This is a genomic window from Chryseobacterium sp. SSA4.19 (genome assembly GCF_022601875.1).
Lineage (GTDB): Bacteria > Bacteroidota > Bacteroidia > Flavobacteriales > Weeksellaceae > Chryseobacterium.
Genome location: NZ_JAKVIP010000013.1, coordinates 1 through 16,566, shown reverse-complemented (window position 1 = coordinate 16,566; position 16,566 = coordinate 1). Strand labels below are relative to the sequence as shown.

The 16,566-nt window shown below is 38.1% G+C and carries 10 protein-coding genes; 7 read left to right on the top strand and 3 right to left on the bottom strand.

The genetic code is table 11. From position 1 onward, the window contains the following. Positions 1 to 77: 77 nt before the first annotated feature. From MKJ01_RS10510 to MKJ01_RS10500, 3 genes are read right to left on the bottom strand one after another with little or no spacing between them, the layout of a single operon-like run. Positions 78 to 1,841 (bottom strand): MFS transporter, encoded by a 1,764-nt coding sequence (locus MKJ01_RS10510; RefSeq protein WP_241614027.1) that lies wholly within the window; start codon positions 1,839 to 1,841, stop codon positions 78 to 80. Between the two features lie 30 nt (positions 1,842 to 1,871). Next, the gene (locus MKJ01_RS10505; RefSeq protein ID WP_241632609.1) at positions 1,872 to 2,612 is read right to left on the bottom strand and encodes a 1-acyl-sn-glycerol-3-phosphate acyltransferase; all 741 of its coding nucleotides are present in this window, start codon (positions 2,610 to 2,612) and stop codon (positions 1,872 to 1,874) included. After that, positions 2,612 to 3,070, bottom strand: coding sequence for a GtrA family protein (locus MKJ01_RS10500; protein WP_241614029.1), 459 nt, complete (start codon positions 3,068 to 3,070; stop codon positions 2,612 to 2,614). Before MKJ01_RS10500 ends, MKJ01_RS10505 begins: the two co-directional genes overlap by 1 nt. A 230-nt stretch (positions 3,071 to 3,300) precedes the next feature. Here MKJ01_RS10500 and MKJ01_RS10495 point away from each other — a divergent pair, with 230 nt between their 5' ends. From MKJ01_RS10495 to MKJ01_RS10465, 7 genes are all read left to right on the top strand, one after another. Beyond that, positions 3,301 to 3,564, top strand: coding sequence for a hypothetical protein (locus tag MKJ01_RS10495; RefSeq protein WP_241614030.1), 264 nt, complete (start codon positions 3,301 to 3,303; stop codon positions 3,562 to 3,564). 84 nt (positions 3,565 to 3,648) lie between these two features. Then, complete coding sequence (locus tag MKJ01_RS10490; RefSeq protein WP_241614031.1) at positions 3,649 to 4,500, top strand: BadF/BadG/BcrA/BcrD ATPase family protein; 852 nt, start codon at positions 3,649 to 3,651, stop codon at positions 4,498 to 4,500. 16 nt (positions 4,501 to 4,516) lie between these two features. Beyond that, entirely contained in the window at positions 4,517 to 6,808 is a 2,292-nt protein-coding gene (locus MKJ01_RS10485; RefSeq protein WP_241614032.1) for an NADP-dependent malic enzyme, read from the top strand. Between the two features lie 171 nt (positions 6,809 to 6,979). Next, positions 6,980 to 7,564 (top strand): Holliday junction branch migration protein RuvA, encoded by a 585-nt coding sequence (ruvA, locus tag MKJ01_RS10480; RefSeq protein ID WP_241614033.1) that lies wholly within the window; start codon positions 6,980 to 6,982, stop codon positions 7,562 to 7,564. 66 nt (positions 7,565 to 7,630) lie between these two features. Continuing rightward, complete coding sequence (sprA, locus tag MKJ01_RS10475) at positions 7,631 to 14,683, top strand: cell surface protein SprA (RefSeq protein ID WP_241614034.1); 7,053 nt, start codon at positions 7,631 to 7,633, stop codon at positions 14,681 to 14,683. A 110-nt stretch (positions 14,684 to 14,793) separates the two neighbouring features. Beyond that, positions 14,794 to 15,171, top strand: coding sequence for a glycine cleavage system protein GcvH (gcvH, locus tag MKJ01_RS10470; RefSeq protein WP_241614035.1), 378 nt, complete (start codon positions 14,794 to 14,796; stop codon positions 15,169 to 15,171). 25 nt (positions 15,172 to 15,196) lie between these two features. Continuing rightward, positions 15,197 to 15,523, top strand: coding sequence for a VanZ family protein (locus MKJ01_RS10465; RefSeq protein ID WP_241614036.1), 327 nt, complete (start codon positions 15,197 to 15,199; stop codon positions 15,521 to 15,523). Positions 15,524 to 16,566: the final 1,043 nt, after the last annotated feature.

Here is a 16,566-nt window from a genome sequence, read left to right as displayed (position 1 = left end):
ATTTTGAAAAAGCATAAAACAAAAGAAATTGGGCAAGTAATAAACCTGCCCAAAACCTTTTATGTGAAAAATATTTTTTAGTGTCCACCTGATGTAGATTCTTCCATTTCTATTCCCTGTTTTTTCAGGATTCTTGGGGTGACAAATCCATAGAAGGCAAGGTAAACAAAACATAAGATAGGAATAACATATGAAAAATGTGTCCATGTAATACCCATAATTCCTTCCGGACTTGATTTGTCAAAATCACAGATCCAGCCTTGTATCAAAGGAATAATACCTCCTCCAAGAATCATCATCACCAGGAAAGAAGATCCTTTTCCTGTATTTTTTCCAAGTCCTGCAATCGCAAGGTCGAAAATGGATGGCCACATAATAGAGCAGAAAAGTCCTCCGGAGATAAAGAAGTATTTTGCAATTTCCTTATCAGGATATACCAGTCCTAAAAGCATCATCAAAATACCGGCTACACCGAATATCATAAGGGTTCTTCCCGGATTTTTACCGCCGATGAAGCTCATGATAATAAATGCTACAATCCATATCGCATAAATATAAAATGACGACACGTCTTTACCGCTTAATTCATTGGCAACGATAATGATTCCGAATGCAATAAAAGGAACAATAAATTTCAGGATCATATTGGTTGCCTTTGAGATATTGAATACGTTGATACTTCCGTTCCATCGGCCGATCATTAAGCTTCCCCAATATAAAGAAACGAATGGAGCAATATTATGTTCTAAAATTCCGCCGAATTCTTTTGTATGCAGGAGCGCAGGAAGGTTACTGATGATAGATACTTCTACACCCACATAGATAAAGATCGCAAGCATGCCCAGATACAGCTGGGGATAATTAAAAATATTAAACTTACCGCCTGGTTCGTCTGTTTTCACTTCCTCTTCATCTTTTGCTGGATCTTCAATTTTAGAGAAAAGCATGAAAATTGCTACAAAAATGAAAGCGACTCCCAGGACGATAAAAGGAATCTTAACCATTTTAAGGTTTTCCTTTACAAATGCCAAAGGATAAGAAATATTAGTTGATTTCTGTTTGATTTCGCTAAGCTTGGATGAATACAGGTCAACCTGCGAATCTTTAGCTGAAGGATTTTGATCTATTGAAACAATCTGGTTATCAAGTTCAGAAATGTTCTGTTGCAGTTTGGTAATCGTTTCGTTAATAGAAGCAGGATCATCCTGCGTGTCTTTTCTTAACTCTGTAATATTGGTGCTGAGTTCATTTTTATGCGTGATGTACTCGTTTTTTACGATCTCAATTTTAGATAGGTTATCATTTTTAGTTGATTCTTCTTTGTTTCCCATACCGAAAAGTGCAATACCTACCAGGATTGGTCCTATTGTAGTCCCCAAAGAATTGATCCCGCCAGCTAAGGTCAAACGGTGAGCCCCTGTTTTAGGGCTTCCCATCTTAATTGCTAATGGGTTTGCAACGATCTGTTGTACAGAAAAGCCTAAGCCGACAATAAATAAAGCGGTTAGAAAAAACCAAAAGTTGGCAGCAGAGGCAGCCGGAACAAATAGGAATGCTCCCAAAGAAGAAAGCCCTAATCCCACAGCCAGGGTTTTTTTGTAGCCGAACTTCTGAAGAATATCACTTTTTAAAGAAATCAGAAAGAATATCACGGATCCTACAAAATAAGCCACATAAAATGCCCATGCGACAAGCTGGCTCTGTACCTGTGACAGGACAAACCATTTTTTAAATACCGGGATTAATATATCATTACTTGCTGCCACAAATCCCCAAAAGAAGAAGACAACAATTAAAGACAGAAATTGAGACCATTTGGTCTGCTGTTGATTTGCATCCATATCATAAAAATTAAGAAAAACAAATATATATTATTTCTTTCGATTATCGTGTTCCAGCAAGGTTTTTTTTATTGTCTCAAAAGAAGACATTTTAAGTTCTTTTGGTGAAGATGAAGGGTTGAGGATACCGTTAAAAAAAACTTTTGCTTTGCCGGGATAACCTTCTGAACTCTTGAATGGAAAAATTTCTTTCAATCCGATAAAAGTAAAAATAACGATAGGGGAATTATGTTTTGAAGAAAGCGTAAATGCACCGTCTTTAAATTCATCCAGAATAACAGAAGTATCATCGGGAACGCCGCCCTCAGGAAAAATCACAATACTGTTTCCCTCCTCCATTTTCTCGGCACATCTTCTGTAAACATCCGCTCGGCTTCTGGCACTTTTACGGTCCACCATCACGCATATCCTCTTATAGATGGTTCCGAAAATGGGGATCTTCACCAGTTCTTTTTTACCTACGAAGCAGACGGGGTGGTCTTTACATAATATACACATCAGCATGATATCCATGATAGACGTATGGTTAGAGATGAAAACATATTGCTGGTTCTTATCAAGCTTCTGCGCGGAAAGCTTCTGCAATTCATACCGTAAGCCCATTCCGAAAAACATGCAGTAGCTCCAGAATCTGATGAAGCGGTAAGCATATCGGTAATGCTTTTTGTTAAAGGATAAAACGTAAACGGGAATTCCAAAAAAAATGGTAACAACAAATGCAAGCAGCAAAAGCCAGAATCTCCAGAGATAATTTAAAATCTTTGTCACCATCATCCGTTAAAAATTATTTTTTTCTTGATCGAATAATTAAGAACAGAGACCAGCAGAATAGCTGCAATCTTACTGATTATTTCCGGGCTTAGTGTGTAAACAATAAGATCAATATTTTCTTTAAATACATAACTGTAAAAAACCTGGAAAAAACCAAGGCTTAGTAAGGTGGAGATAAAGGATACCACCATAAAGTAAACGAATTCCTTTCTTTTAGAATGTTTGCCTCTTTCAAAAACAAACCAGATGCTCAGGAAATAGTTGGTAATAATTCCGCAGCCGGTCGAGAAAATATTACTTAGGGGATAATGCAATCCGTAAAAATCAGTCTCTCGTGGGAAAAAGTGAGGAAGGGAGGAGCTTAGCAACTTAAAGCTACCTATTTCTACAATAGCACTGAGTCCGCCTGCAATAATGAAGAACAGAATCTGTTTCTGACGTAATAGTAAATCTCTCATTCAATGATTATGGTATGCAAATTTATAACTATATGTTAAACACTGAAAAAAGATGTTAAAAATTTTTTTAGGTTCAAAATAATTTCTAAATTTAATTTTCTGAACGAAGAAAACTGTACCTGATAATAAATTCATTGTCAACTATTTGGGTTGATGGTTTTTCTATCTTGTAATGCTTGGTCAAAGGCACATCATCTAAAATTTTACGGCAAAACTTTAATAATATTTGTATGAAACATCAAAACAAATACAGAAAATTTCAGCTCCAGCAGAAAAATATTGCAACTCTTGAAAGAGAAAATTCCCGGTTCAAAAGGGTCTATTCCGAATACGAAAATATGTCTGATGAGCTTTGGAGCCTTGAAAATTCTGATGATAAACCCGTTCCGGATGATTTTATCAATGCCATGATCCTTCAGACCTCTTATCTTGAGGAAGAAATTGAAGACTGGTTGGTACAGTTTAATGAAAACAAAACTGATATAAAACATTGATGATTTTAGACAGCTTCCGGACTCTTTGTAAAGGCTGTTTAAAGATAAATTCATAATTTAGCATCCTTAAACTAAAATCTAAATATGGTTGCTATTGTCGATGGTGGCTCTACAAAATGTGATTGGGTAATTTTGGATGACTTTAATAAGGTCTTCTTAAAAACTGAAACCATTGGTTTTAATCCTAATAATATTGCAGCAGAACTTATTGTTCCCGAGATTGAAAAAAATATCGGTTTAGGCTCAGTTAAAAATTCAATTAAAAAAATATTTTTCTATGGTTCAGGCTGTGGCATTCCTGAAAACTGTACCATTATTGAGCGGGAGCTTAAAAAAATCTTCATCCATGCAGAGACAGAAGTAAAAGAAGATCTTACGGCAGCTGCCTATTCAGCATACAGAGGCAGTCCTGCGATTGTCTGTATTTTAGGGACTGGTTCAAACTCCTGTTTTTTTGATGGTGAACAAGTGAAAATTAAATTGCCTTCACTGGGTTTTCTGGTTGGGGATGAAGGAAGCGGAAGCTCCATCGGAAAACAGCTGGTGAGAAGATTCTTTATGCAGAAACTGCCTGCAGACCTTTCTTCTGAATTTGAAGAAACGTATAAGCTGACCGTGGATGAAGCATTAAAAAACATGTATCATACGTCGCGGCCGAATGCCTACTTAGCAGATTTCAATAAATTTGTTGTGGAAAGAAAGCATCATCCTTATTTTCAACAAATGGTTTTTGACGAAATGCTGAATTTTTTCGATTACCAGGTACTACCATACGAAGAATCAAAACATGCGGAGATCAATTTTATAGGATCAATCGCTTATTACTATGAAGATATTCTACGCTCTGCAGCGGCGGAACTCAATTTAAATGTGGGACAGATTGTACAGAAACCTATAGAAAGTTTAGTCAGTTACCATATTCAATATATACTATAAATAAAAAACATTTCATATGTCAAACAGAAATCAACGCGACGAGAAAAATTTTAATCAGGCCGCGTTAGACTATCATAAAGCCGAACCTAAAGGAAAAATTGAAGTAATTCCTTCAAAACCGCATTCTTCCCAGAGAGATTTATCACTGGCTTATTCCCCGGGAGTTGCCGTACCTTGTATGGAAATCCATGATAAGCCGGAAACCGTATACGATTATACCGGAAAAGGAAACCTGGTAGCGGTAATTTCTAACGGGACAGCCGTTTTAGGATTGGGAGATATCGGTGCCGAAGCTTCAAAACCGGTGATGGAAGGGAAAGGTCTTCTGTTTAAAATTTTTGCAGATATCAATGTTTTTGATATTGAGATTGATGAAAAAGACCCGGATAAATTTATTGATATTGTAAAAGGTATAGCTCCGACCTTCGGAGGAATCAATCTTGAAGATATTAAAGCCCCTGAAGCATTTTATATTGAACAGAGGTTAAAAGAGGAATTGAATATCCCTTTGATGCATGATGATCAGCATGGAACTGCAATTATTTCAGCTGCAGCATTAATTAATTCCCTTCAGATCGCAAACAAGAATATTGAAGAGGTTAGAATGGTCGTAAACGGAGCCGGAGCTGCAGCTATTGCCTGTACCAACCTTTATATTTCTTTAGGGTTAAAAAGAGAAAATGTACTGATGTGCGATAGCAAAGGGGTGATTAACCATAAAAGGGAGAATCTTACTCCTGAAAAACTGGACTTCATTGCCAATACGGATATTGAAACGTTAGAAGATGCTGTAAAAAATTCGGATGTTTTTGTGGGTTTATCCAAAGGAAATGTGATGACTGCTGAAATGTTATTGACGATGAATGAAAACCCTATCGTATTTGCACTGGCAAATCCTGATCCGGAGATAGCATATGATTTGGCCCTTGAAACCCGTAAGGATGTGATTATGGCAACAGGCAGAAGTGATTATCCTAATCAGGTAAACAATGTTTTGGGTTTCCCTTATATTTTCCGTGGCGCATTGGATGTACAGGCGAAAGGCATCAATGAAGAAATGAAGCTGGCAGCGGTTAAAGCCATTGCGGATCTTGCTAAAGAACCGGTTCCTGAAGCGGTAATTCTGGCATATAATGTTCAGAATTTACAGTTCGGAAGAGAATATTTCATTCCTAAACCTTTTGATAACCGGTTAATTACTAAAGTATCAAGTGCAGTTGCAAAAGCAGCGATTGAAAGCGGAATTGCCGGGAAAACAATTGCTGATTTCGACGAATATGAAAACAGCCTTCTGGACAGAATGGGCAGGGATGAGAAGCTGGTAAGGATGATGCAGAGCCGTGCGAAAGCCAATCCGAAAAGAATTACGTTAGGAAATGCTGAAGAATATAACGTTCTTAAAGCAGCTCAGATTTTATACGAAGAAGGAATTGCATATCCAAGTCTTTTAGGGAATAAAAAATATATTCAGGAGCAGATGAAACACTTCGGGATCAGCCTGGATGTTCCGATTATCGATCCGAGTGATGATGATCAGAAAGAAAACCGGAAAAAATACCGCGAGACGCTCTGGAAACTTCGTCAGAGAAAAGGCATGAATGAATATAAAGCTAAAAGATTTGTTCGTCAGAGAGATTACTTCGGGCCGTTAATGTTGAGACATGGGGATACAGACGGCTTGATTGTCGGTTTTTCTAAAAATTATGTTTCCGTGTTAAGACCGGTTTTAGAGATTATCGAAAAAGACAAAGGGGTTGATAAGGTAGCTGCTATGATGATGATCTTGTCTGAGAAGAAACCTATTTTCTTCGCAGATACATCAATCCATCAGAATCCTACTGCTGAAGATTTGGTAAATATTGCTAAAATGGCAGAATTAACCGTAAAATCTTTTGCTATTGAACCAAGGATTGCGATGCTTGGGTTTGAAAACTTTGCGGGAATTTCCGAAACTTCAAAAAAAGTGGCAAAAGCAGTCAGCATTCTTCATGAGAAACATCCAAAAATGGTTGTTGACGGAGAAATCCAGCCGGATTTTGCCATGGATGCTGATCATCTGAGTGATTATCCTTTTTCTAAATTAGGAACTACTCCTGCCAATACCTTCATTTTTCCGAATCTTGAAAGTGCGAACTTATCATACAAAATCATCAGGGGAATGAAAGTAGCACAGGTGATCGGGCCGATCCTGATGGGATTAAAGCAGCCGGTTCATGTACTGCAGATGCGTTCCAGTGTTGACGAGATTGTCAATCTGGCTACCATTGCCGTTTTGGATGCCCAAAGAAGGGAGAAAAAAGAAAAATAATTAAAATTATTTCCAATAATTACAAAATTAAGACTTCAATTTTTGAAGTCTTTTGTTTTTATGGCGAATCATTAAAATCGCAAACAAAAATTAAGTTAAAAACCATTCGTGAGTGAAATGAAAATATTAATTGGTTTAATTTGCTATATTTGGGAGTTTTAAAAATTAATAATGATATTTTCACTACAAGGCATTGTTCAGGAACTTACGCCTGCCTACACAGTGATCAACGTCCAGGGAGTTGGTTACTATGTCGGTATTAGTTTAATGACATCGCAAACACTGACGACCAATCAGGAAACATTTCTCTTCATCCAGCAGATTATCCGGGAAGATGCCCACTTGCTTTTCGGATTCAAGACCCGTTCAGAAAAAGAACTTTTCAATCTGTTAATAAGTGTTAACGGAGTGGGTGCTGTTTCTGCCCTTATTTTATTATCGACATTAAGTCTTGAAGAGATTGCTTCGGCTATTCTTTCCAAGAACAGTGCACTGATTCAGAAAGCAAAAGGAATCGGCGCAAAAACCGCTGAACGGATTATTGTTGACCTCAATGATAAAGTGCAGAAATTCAGCAATTCGGAAGAAAATATTTCTACCATTGCAAATAATAAAGTGAAGGAAGAATCGTTATCTGCATTAGAAGTTTTAGGAATTCCGAAGCGTATGAGTGAGAAGCTGGCGGACAGGATCATAAAGCAGAACCCTGATATTTCAATAGAAGAATTGGTAAAACAGATTTTAAAAAATATTTAACATTTGGTGGCAAATAATAAGTACCTCAACCTATTTTTGTTCCTGTCGTTTTTATGTGTGTCAGTAATGACTTTCGCACAGCAAAGACCACCGGTCCGTGACACAGCAATCATCAAAAAGGATTACCAGCTGGCCGATCCTACGCAGTATGAAGCCTATTATGATATAAAGACCGGGATGTATTTTGTATATCCTAAGGTTGGAAATACAATAACCGGGCCACCGACCGCCATGTCTCCTGAAGACTACAAGGAGTTTATGATGGCTGAACAGACACGTGCCTATTACAAAGAAAAATCAGACCGTTACAGCCTGATGTTCCGGAAGGATAAGACTGATGCGGCAAGAAAAGGTTTGATTCCTTCGCTGCAGATTAACAACAGGCTTTTTGAAACAATCTTCGGAAGTAACAAAATTGAAATTATTCCATCTGGATATGCGTCTTTTGACTTTGCAGGACTATACCAGAAAATTGATAACCCTTTAATCTTACCACAAAACAGAACCAGCTTTTCGTTCGATATTGACCAGAGAATTCAGCTTGGATTGTTAGGCAAGGTAGGGGAAAACCTTCAGCTAAAAGCAAACTATGATACCCAGAGCGGCTTCGCTTTTGAGAACAGGATGAATCTGGTATGGCAGGCAAAAGGAAGCTGGAAAGACCTTCAGCAGAAAGGCCTTCAGGATGTTGATAAGCCCAGTGCGGGAGGTGAGGATAAAATTATTAAAAGAGTAGAATTCGGTAATGTGAATATGCCGCTGTCAACCAGTCTGATACGCGGTTCCCAGTCTTTATTTGGAGTGAAAACAGAATTTCAGCTTGGAAAGACGTACGGAACAGTGGTGCTTTCACAGCAACAGGGTGAAGCAAGAAATATTACGGTTCAGGGCGGTGGTGTTATGAATACTTTTAAGCTGAATGCAATTGATTATGAAGACAACCAGCACTACTTTATCGGGCATTACTTTTTAGACAATTATGATAACTCGTTGTTGAATTATCCTCAGATCAACTCAAAGATAAGTATCACAAGAATGGAAGTATGGGTGCTGGATCAGGGGAATAGCAACCTGCAGTATCAGAAGAGTATTGTCGGGATCAGGGATTTGGGAGATGCTCCGGGAGTTCTTCCGAATAATGACCAGCCCGGTTTAAATCTTTACTCTTCGGTAAACGGTTTACCCGGATTAAGAGATGCAAGTACAGCTTACGATGCTATTAAAGGGGCCAGTCTTCCGGTTGCTTCAGGAGGGGCAGAATCCTATGTAGATGGTGAGAATTTTATTTTCAATAAGAAAGCAAGGAGATTAAATTCCAATGAATATACAATACAATCCCAGCTGGGATATATTTCATTAAATCAGAGATTAAATGATAACCAGCTTTTGGGAGTTTCATTCTCTTATACCGTAAATGGAAGCAACCAGGTGTATAAGGTAGGGGAATTTTCTGAAGAGAGTACGGTTTTGGTGACCAAGCTTTTGAAGCCTAATACCACGGTAAAAACATCTTCCCCGATGTGGAACCTGATGATGAAGAACATCTATTCCCTGGATGCCGGGCAAGTTAACCAGGACGGATTTATCTTGAATGTTTTATACAGAGACCCACAGTCAGGAGGAAAGGTCAATTATCTTCCTGTAAACAACAACGAGCAGATCCGCAGTCAGCCTTTAATTAAGTTGTTAAACTGGGACCGACTGAATGCGAATGGCGACTTACAAAGTAACGGAGGAACAACCGGAGATGGTATTTTTGACTTTGTCAATGGGATTACCATCAGACCTGAAACTGGAAAAGTAATTTTCACCAAAGTTCAGCCATTCGGTAGTTACATACAGTCTGTTATCGGAAGTAATGATCCGCAGTATGTGTTCTCAGATCTTTACAGCCAACAGAAACAGGTCGCAACAAATGGCAATCTGTCACAAAGATATACTATTGAAGGACGTTATAAAGGGACTCAGGGGCAGGGAATATCTCTGGGAGCAGTAAATGTCCCTCAGGGCTCGGTAAAAGTTTCGGCTAATGGAGTGCAGCTGACCGAAGGAATTGACTACACTGTAGATTATATGCTTGGAACGGTAACAATCATTAATGAACAGGTAAAACAGTCCGGACAGGCTATTAATATTTCATTGGAAAACCAGCTAACATTTAATACCCAGAGAAAACGTTTCTTAGGCTTAAATTTAGAAAGGAGGTTTAATGAAAACTTTATCTTAGGGGGAACTGTTGTCAACTATTCCGAATCACCGCTTACCCAAAAAGTAAACTATGGCCAGGAAGCCGTAAACAATACCATGGCTGGAATCAACCTGATGTATAACAATCAGTTGCCATTCCTGACAAGGCTTACGGATAAAATACCTTTGGTAAATACTGAGGCTCCCTCTAATCTGAACTTCAAAATGGAGACCGCTTATCTGCTTCCGGGACTGAATAAAGGAATTAACGATCAGTCATACATTGACGATTTTGAGCAAACCACTTCGAAAATTACTTTAAAAGAACCTACGGCATGGAGCCTTGCTTCAAAACCTGAAAGAAACCAATCAGACCCCCTTTTCGCAGGAGCCGGTAAAAATAACGATATTACAGAAGGGTATGGAAGAGGTTTGTTATCATGGTACAACATTGACCCGAGATTCTGGGGAGTGGGAGGCAAGGCACCGACCGGTATTACACCACAATCTGTCTCCAACCACGCATCAAGAAGAGTCCAGTTCTCTGAAATTTTTAATAACAGGGACTTCGTGGCAGGAGAACAGACTTATACCAATACATTTGATATTTCTTATTATCCTGCAGAAAAAGGGCCTTATAACTCAAATTCTGCTACAGAAAGCACGGCGCAAAGATGGGCTGGTATTATGAGGCCGATCTCGGTTTCCAACTTTGTAAGTTCCAATATAGAATATGTGGAATTCTGGATGATGGATCCTTATGCAGATGGAAATACATTGGGAACCGCTCCAAAGCTTTTATTACAATTGGGAAATGTATCCGAAGATGTCTTGAAGGACGGACAGATGCAATACGAAAACGGATTGCCTACGCCTTCGGCTCCGTCTACGACAACAAATTCAAACTGGGGAACCCAGCCTAAGCAGCCGCCGATTTTATATGCTTTCTCAAGTGAAGGAGAAGACCGGTTGGCACAGGATTTAGGATATGATGGTTTAAGTTCCGATCAGGAAGCAGCTTTGTTTGGGAATACATTTATTAACCCGGTGACGAATTTGTCTGACCCTGCGGTGGATGATTTTGTATTCTATATGTCTGACCGGTTTACAGGAAACCAGGCTTCGTCTCTTGTTCAGAGATACAAATATTTCAGAGGTCCGGAAGGAAACTCACGGAGCAACTCTCTGGAGGTAGCTTCCCAGACGCCGGATGCGGAAGACATTAACAAAGATTATAACTTAGATCAAAGTGAAAGCTATAACCAGTATGAAGTAGATTTGGCTCCCGGAAGTTTAACTTTAGGATCGGATAATAATATTGTTGATATTAAAACAGTTCAGGCAACCTTCCAAAATGGTCAGACTTCACAGGTAAAATGGTACTTGTTCAGAATTCCGGTTTCGAAGTATGTGAATACTGCAGGTGATGCCAATCCTTCCATTCTTAATAATGTACGATTTGCCAGATTGCTATTAAAAGGTTTCGACCAGACTTCCACGTTAAGATTCGGTACCATGGATCTTGTAAGATCAGACTGGAGAAAATATCCGAAAAATATTGCTGTATTTGGAAATGATGCACAAGCTGATTCTGCAACGGATGAAGGATTAACTGATGATACAACTATTGGAAATCTGGAAGTAGGAAGTGTAAATATTGAAGAAAATGCCTTGAATCAGCCCCCTTATGTACTGCCTCCGGGAATCGACAGACAGATTCTCAGTGGAAATGCAGGAGCGCAAAGACAAAACGAGGCTTCATTATATTTAAAAGCTAATGGACTACTAGCTGGTCAAGCAAAAGGAGTGTTCAAAAATACTTCTCTTGACATGAGAAGGTATAAAAAGCTGAAACTTTTTGTGCATGCTCATACTGACCCTAGAACTGAAGGTCCGGTTAGTGGGCAAATTGATAAGAAAACAAAATTCTTTATCCGGTTAGGTAGTGATGCTACGGATAACTATTATGAGTACGAATCTTCGTTAAAAATTACTCCGACTTCGGCAACAGCTCCAATGGAAATATGGCCAATGGAAAATGATGTGGATTTAAATATTCAGGATTTTGTGGATGCAAAAATCAGGAGAGATAAAAATTTCCCGAATGATATTGTAAAAAGAATAATGGATCCAACTTTTGATCCTGGAGATACTTTTAAAAAACTGTATATAAAAGGTCGTCCAAGTTTAGGAAATATTACGACCATCATGATCGGAATTAGAAACGGATTATCAAGAACCGATCCTGCAGTTTCAATAGACAGAATTCTCTGGGTCAACGAAATCCGTCTTTCTGAAATTGAAAATGATGGCGGTTATGCAGGAAATGCAAGCTTGAATTTCAACTTAGGTGATTTTGCTACTGTGAACACAAGTGCTTCCTACACCTCCGTAGGCTTTGGAAATATTGACTCCAAACCGGCAGAAAGAAGCCAGTCTACTCAATCTGCGTTCAGTATCAATACAGCCGTAAATGTAGATAAGTTCTTACCGGCAAAAAGCGGTGTTAAGATCCCGTTAAACTATTCTTACTCTCAAACGATAGAAGATCCGAAATACAATCCTTTGGATACCGATGTTGAGTTTAAGAAAGCAGCTAACAGGGAAGAGCTTAAAAAAGTAGCAAGAACCTATACACAGCAAAGAAGCATCGGTGTTGTAAATATGCACAAAGAGAGAATGAACCAGAACAGAAAGCCGAAATTCTATGATGTAGAAAACCTTTCGGTAACGGCGGTTTACAATGACGATTTCTACAGGGATATTTATACAAAAAGAAATTACAGACAGTATCTAAGAGGATATATAGATTACAATTATACCTTCAAGCCATGGGTAATCCGTCCGTTCAATAAAATGATCAGCGATACTGCGAAGTCTACGAAATACTTAAGATGGGTAAAAGAATTTAACTTTAATCCGGTTCCAACACGATTTTCTTTCAGAACGGAAGTGGACAGAAATTACAATGAACTGGAATTCAGAAATATTGATGCGATCTTAAGTGGAAATTACGCAGACGACTTCGGGGCACTTAAGAACAGGAATTTTTATTTCGGATGGCAGTACGGTTTAGGATTTAATTTTACAAAATCTTTAAAACTTGAGATCAACTCTGCAACAAGAACACTGAACGACAATATGGATGTCAATACAATGGATAACAATTCCATTTTCGGAAATGTCTTCAGAGCAGGAAGACCGGTATTGTATAACCACAGGGTCCAGTTGAATTATAAATTGCCGTTCCAGTATCTTCCTTATCTTGATTTTATTGATGCGGAAATAGGATATGGATTTACCTATAACTGGAATGCGAGATCCACTGTTTTACTGCTGAGTCCCGATGGAAGCTTAGGTTCGATCGGTCAGAATACCAACGTGATTCAGGCAACAGGTACAGCAGATTTTACGAAATTCTTTGGGCAGTTTAAATATTTTAAGAATCTTTCTGCAAAGCTTCAGAAACGTAAGCAGGAAATTGATTCATTGAACAATGCCTACACGCAGGCATGGGAGAAAAACAGATATGCCTATAAAAAATATAAATTTAAAAACAGGCTGACTCCGGTCCAGAGTATGGCATATCTGTTGACATCACTAAGACAACTGGACATTAATTATTCTGAAAATAATGGAACGGTTCTTCCTGGATTATTATCTGCTCCGAACTGGTATGGGTACGGACAGACTTTAGGAGGGCCTACAGTCGGATTCTTGCTGGGCTCACAGGCAGATATCAGAAGATTGGTGATGGAGAACGGTTGGGTAAGCGATTCGCAATTTATGACCGATCCTTATATCCGGATGTCAACACGTGAATTGCGGGCCAACTTACAGGTCGTTCCGATGAATGATCTGAGGATTGATATCAGTGCGATCCATAATTATAACAGAAATTTCACCCATACCGGATTCAATTACCGGGATCAAGTCACGGGGATCGTGAATCCGAATTATACTTTTGCCAATGATCTGGTTACCTATACCAATTCTGTAGTATTGCTTAAAACAGCATTCCAGGATGGTGCAGCCATTTACCAGGCTATCCGGCAAAATGCAAGGACTTTATCTCAGCAGATGCCGGGAGCTCTGCAGCCGGACGGATTTAAAGACGGATACGGAATTTCAAATGCCTATATTTTGATTCCTGCTTTCAGGGCTGCAGTAGAAGGCAAAACGGTAAAAATGATGGATAATCCTAAAAAGGCAGGACTTCCGATTCCAAACTGGAGAATCACGTATTCAGGATTAAGAAATGTTCCTGTCATTAACGGACAGTTTTCTAAATTTGATATCCTGCATGCATACCAGGCAACCTATACGGCATCGGGAGTACAGTCAAGTATCGATTATTTTAATTCGCTTAACTCTTTTAATGCTACGCAGAGAGATATTAATGATGATTATATTAATCCGTTTACTTTTGCTCAGGTAGGGTATGTTGAAAACTTCTCCCCATTGATCGGCGTAGATATGACGATGAGGAACAATATCCAGCTGGGAATTCAGTACAACAGATTACGTACATTGTTATTAGGGCTGGTTAACCATACGCTTACTGAAGATTCAAACAATGAATATGTTGTAAGAGTAGGATATATCATCAGAAACTTCAGATTGGGGATGACCAATGTAAGGGGAAGAGGAAAAGCCAAAGGTACCGATCTGAACATCAGAGGAGACTTCTCACTGCGGGACAGCCGGACCAGTATTACCAATATCTTGCTGGATGATTCACAGGTGACTGGAGGTCAGAGGTTAATGAATATTAAAGTTTCCGCAGACTATAATGTTTCTGAAAACTTAAACCTGAGAGTATTCTATGAGCAGATGACCTCTAAATATAAAATCTCTACAGCATTCCCGCTGTCAACGGTCAGAGCAGGAATTTCCGCTACGTTTACATTCGGAGATTCAGGAGGTTTTTAATCAGAACCGTAATAAATTTAGATGTCCTTCAATTTTGGAGGACATTTTTTATATCCGATATTTGAAGCTTGTAGAATTTTGAATACATTTGTACAAAATAAAATTTAAAAATGAACACACCATCAGAATTAAAGTACACGAAAGATCACGAATGGATCAAGATCGAAGGTAATGTAGCTACCATCGGTATTACAGACTTCGCACAGGGCGAGCTTGGAGATATCGTTTATGTAGATATAGATACTGTAGATGATGAGCTGGAAGGAGGTGCCGTTTTCGGAAGTGTAGAAGCTGTGAAAACAGTTTCAGATTTATTCTTACCTATCGCAGGAAAAGTAATCGAATTCAATTCAGACCTGGAAGACCAGCCTGAACTTTTGAATACAGATCCTTATGGAAACGGATGGATCATTAAATTAGAAGTTGCTGAAGGTGCAGATCATTCAGAATTACTTTCTGCAGAAGAATATCAGGAAGTAATTGGATAAAATTTCAAATATATTCAGTAAGATTTTGCCCATTTATTGGGCATTTCTTACTTATATGCTTCTCAGACCGGGAGAAGAAAACCATGAATACTGGTTTATGTTCACTGGGATTGACAAGGTTTTGCATGTCAGTATATTTGCCATCTTGGGTTTTATTTTTATAGCTGCCTTTCCCAAAATCAGATTTTCTTATTTTTTTCAGATTATCCTCATCTACGCTTTTCTTACTGAGATCCTTCAAGATGCGATGGGGCTGGGACGGTCTATGGAAACAATGGATGTCGTTGCGGATACCATCGGCTGCCTGATCGGTTACTCTATATATAAATTGATGATCAAAAGATTTTTTTGATTTTAGAATTCTTTATTATCATTTTTAATATCTATTTTCATCCCTTTACCATCGTTTTTCCTTTCTATCTTTTATTATCCATCCTGTAGAATTTTTTTATCTGAAGCTTGATCCCGCTTTCCATTACAATCTTTTTTTTCAAAAAAGGATTTTCATTGCAATCGGGGCTAAGGTTCTGCGTGAAGACTTCACTGGAGCTATCTTATAATCCATCAATCTACTATTCCGGCATTTTTTATCCCATCTCCACTTTATCATATAATTTTCTTCCACAGTTATCATAACCGTATACAAAAATTACCCTCCTTTGGAGTGGTGTTAAAATTCAAAAAATTTTGACAGGGTGGTTTGAGTCAAACTTTACATTATATAATATGTCATTAATATTATAGCATTCAACCCTGATAGTTTTCAAAACCTACAAAGGTTTCATCACATTTCAAATTCTTTCAGGTAAAATCGTTTTATTGCGTCATTCTATACAATAAATATTAAAAGCTTGGCTATTTACAGGGTTTGTAAATAATAATCAGATCAATTAATAATCATTAGAGATGTTTCTTCAATCTCTTTAATCGATATAAATCCTCGTAAAACCTTACTTTATCAACATCTTTCCATATTGAAAGGGTTATCTGTGGTTTCCTGTGGATAACTATTACCTTTTTATAATGGTAATACAATCAGGCGAATAGACAAGGAAGTTTCCCACAAAACATAGCTGTTGATTCATATTATGTTAACTGTATTTGGATTGTAAGGTAATAAGTTAGTATTTTTGCCCCACTTAAAACGAGAGATTGTTTGGGGTAGCGCAGAAGAGCTTTTAGATAAGCGAAAACATTTAGAACTAATTCTACTTTATATTTTATAGATGATATGATATAATAATAACCTTTTACTTATGTAACGGACTTTTACAAATAGCATATAAATTATAATAATAAAAAAGAACAGATAAATCATCAGGTCTTTTAAAATTTCATTAAAAAAGATTTGCGGGATAGAAAAAGATTTGTATCTTTGCAGTCCGGTAAAACGGG

Excerpts from the sequence above, each read along its gene's own strand:
- MKJ01_RS10510 (WP_241614027.1), bottom strand. The coding sequence starts at position 1,841 with ATGGATGCAAATCAACAGCAGACCAAATGGTCTCAATTTCTGTCTTTA.
- MKJ01_RS10505 (WP_241632609.1), bottom strand. The coding sequence starts at position 2,612 with ATGGTGACAAAGATTTTAAATTATCTCTGGAGATTCTGGCTTTTGCTG.
- MKJ01_RS10500 (WP_241614029.1), bottom strand. The coding sequence starts at position 3,070 with ATGAGAGATTTACTATTACGTCAGAAACAGATTCTGTTCTTCATTATT.
- MKJ01_RS10495 (WP_241614030.1), top strand. The coding sequence starts at position 3,301 with ATGAAACATCAAAACAAATACAGAAAATTTCAGCTCCAGCAGAAAAAT.
- MKJ01_RS10490 (WP_241614031.1), top strand. The coding sequence starts at position 3,649 with ATGGTTGCTATTGTCGATGGTGGCTCTACAAAATGTGATTGGGTAATT.
- MKJ01_RS10485 (WP_241614032.1), top strand. The coding sequence starts at position 4,517 with ATGTCAAACAGAAATCAACGCGACGAGAAAAATTTTAATCAGGCCGCG.
- ruvA (WP_241614033.1), top strand. The coding sequence starts at position 6,980 with ATGATATTTTCACTACAAGGCATTGTTCAGGAACTTACGCCTGCCTAC.
- sprA (WP_241614034.1), top strand. The coding sequence starts at position 7,631 with ATGACTTTCGCACAGCAAAGACCACCGGTCCGTGACACAGCAATCATC.
- gcvH (WP_241614035.1), top strand. The coding sequence starts at position 14,794 with ATGAACACACCATCAGAATTAAAGTACACGAAAGATCACGAATGGATC.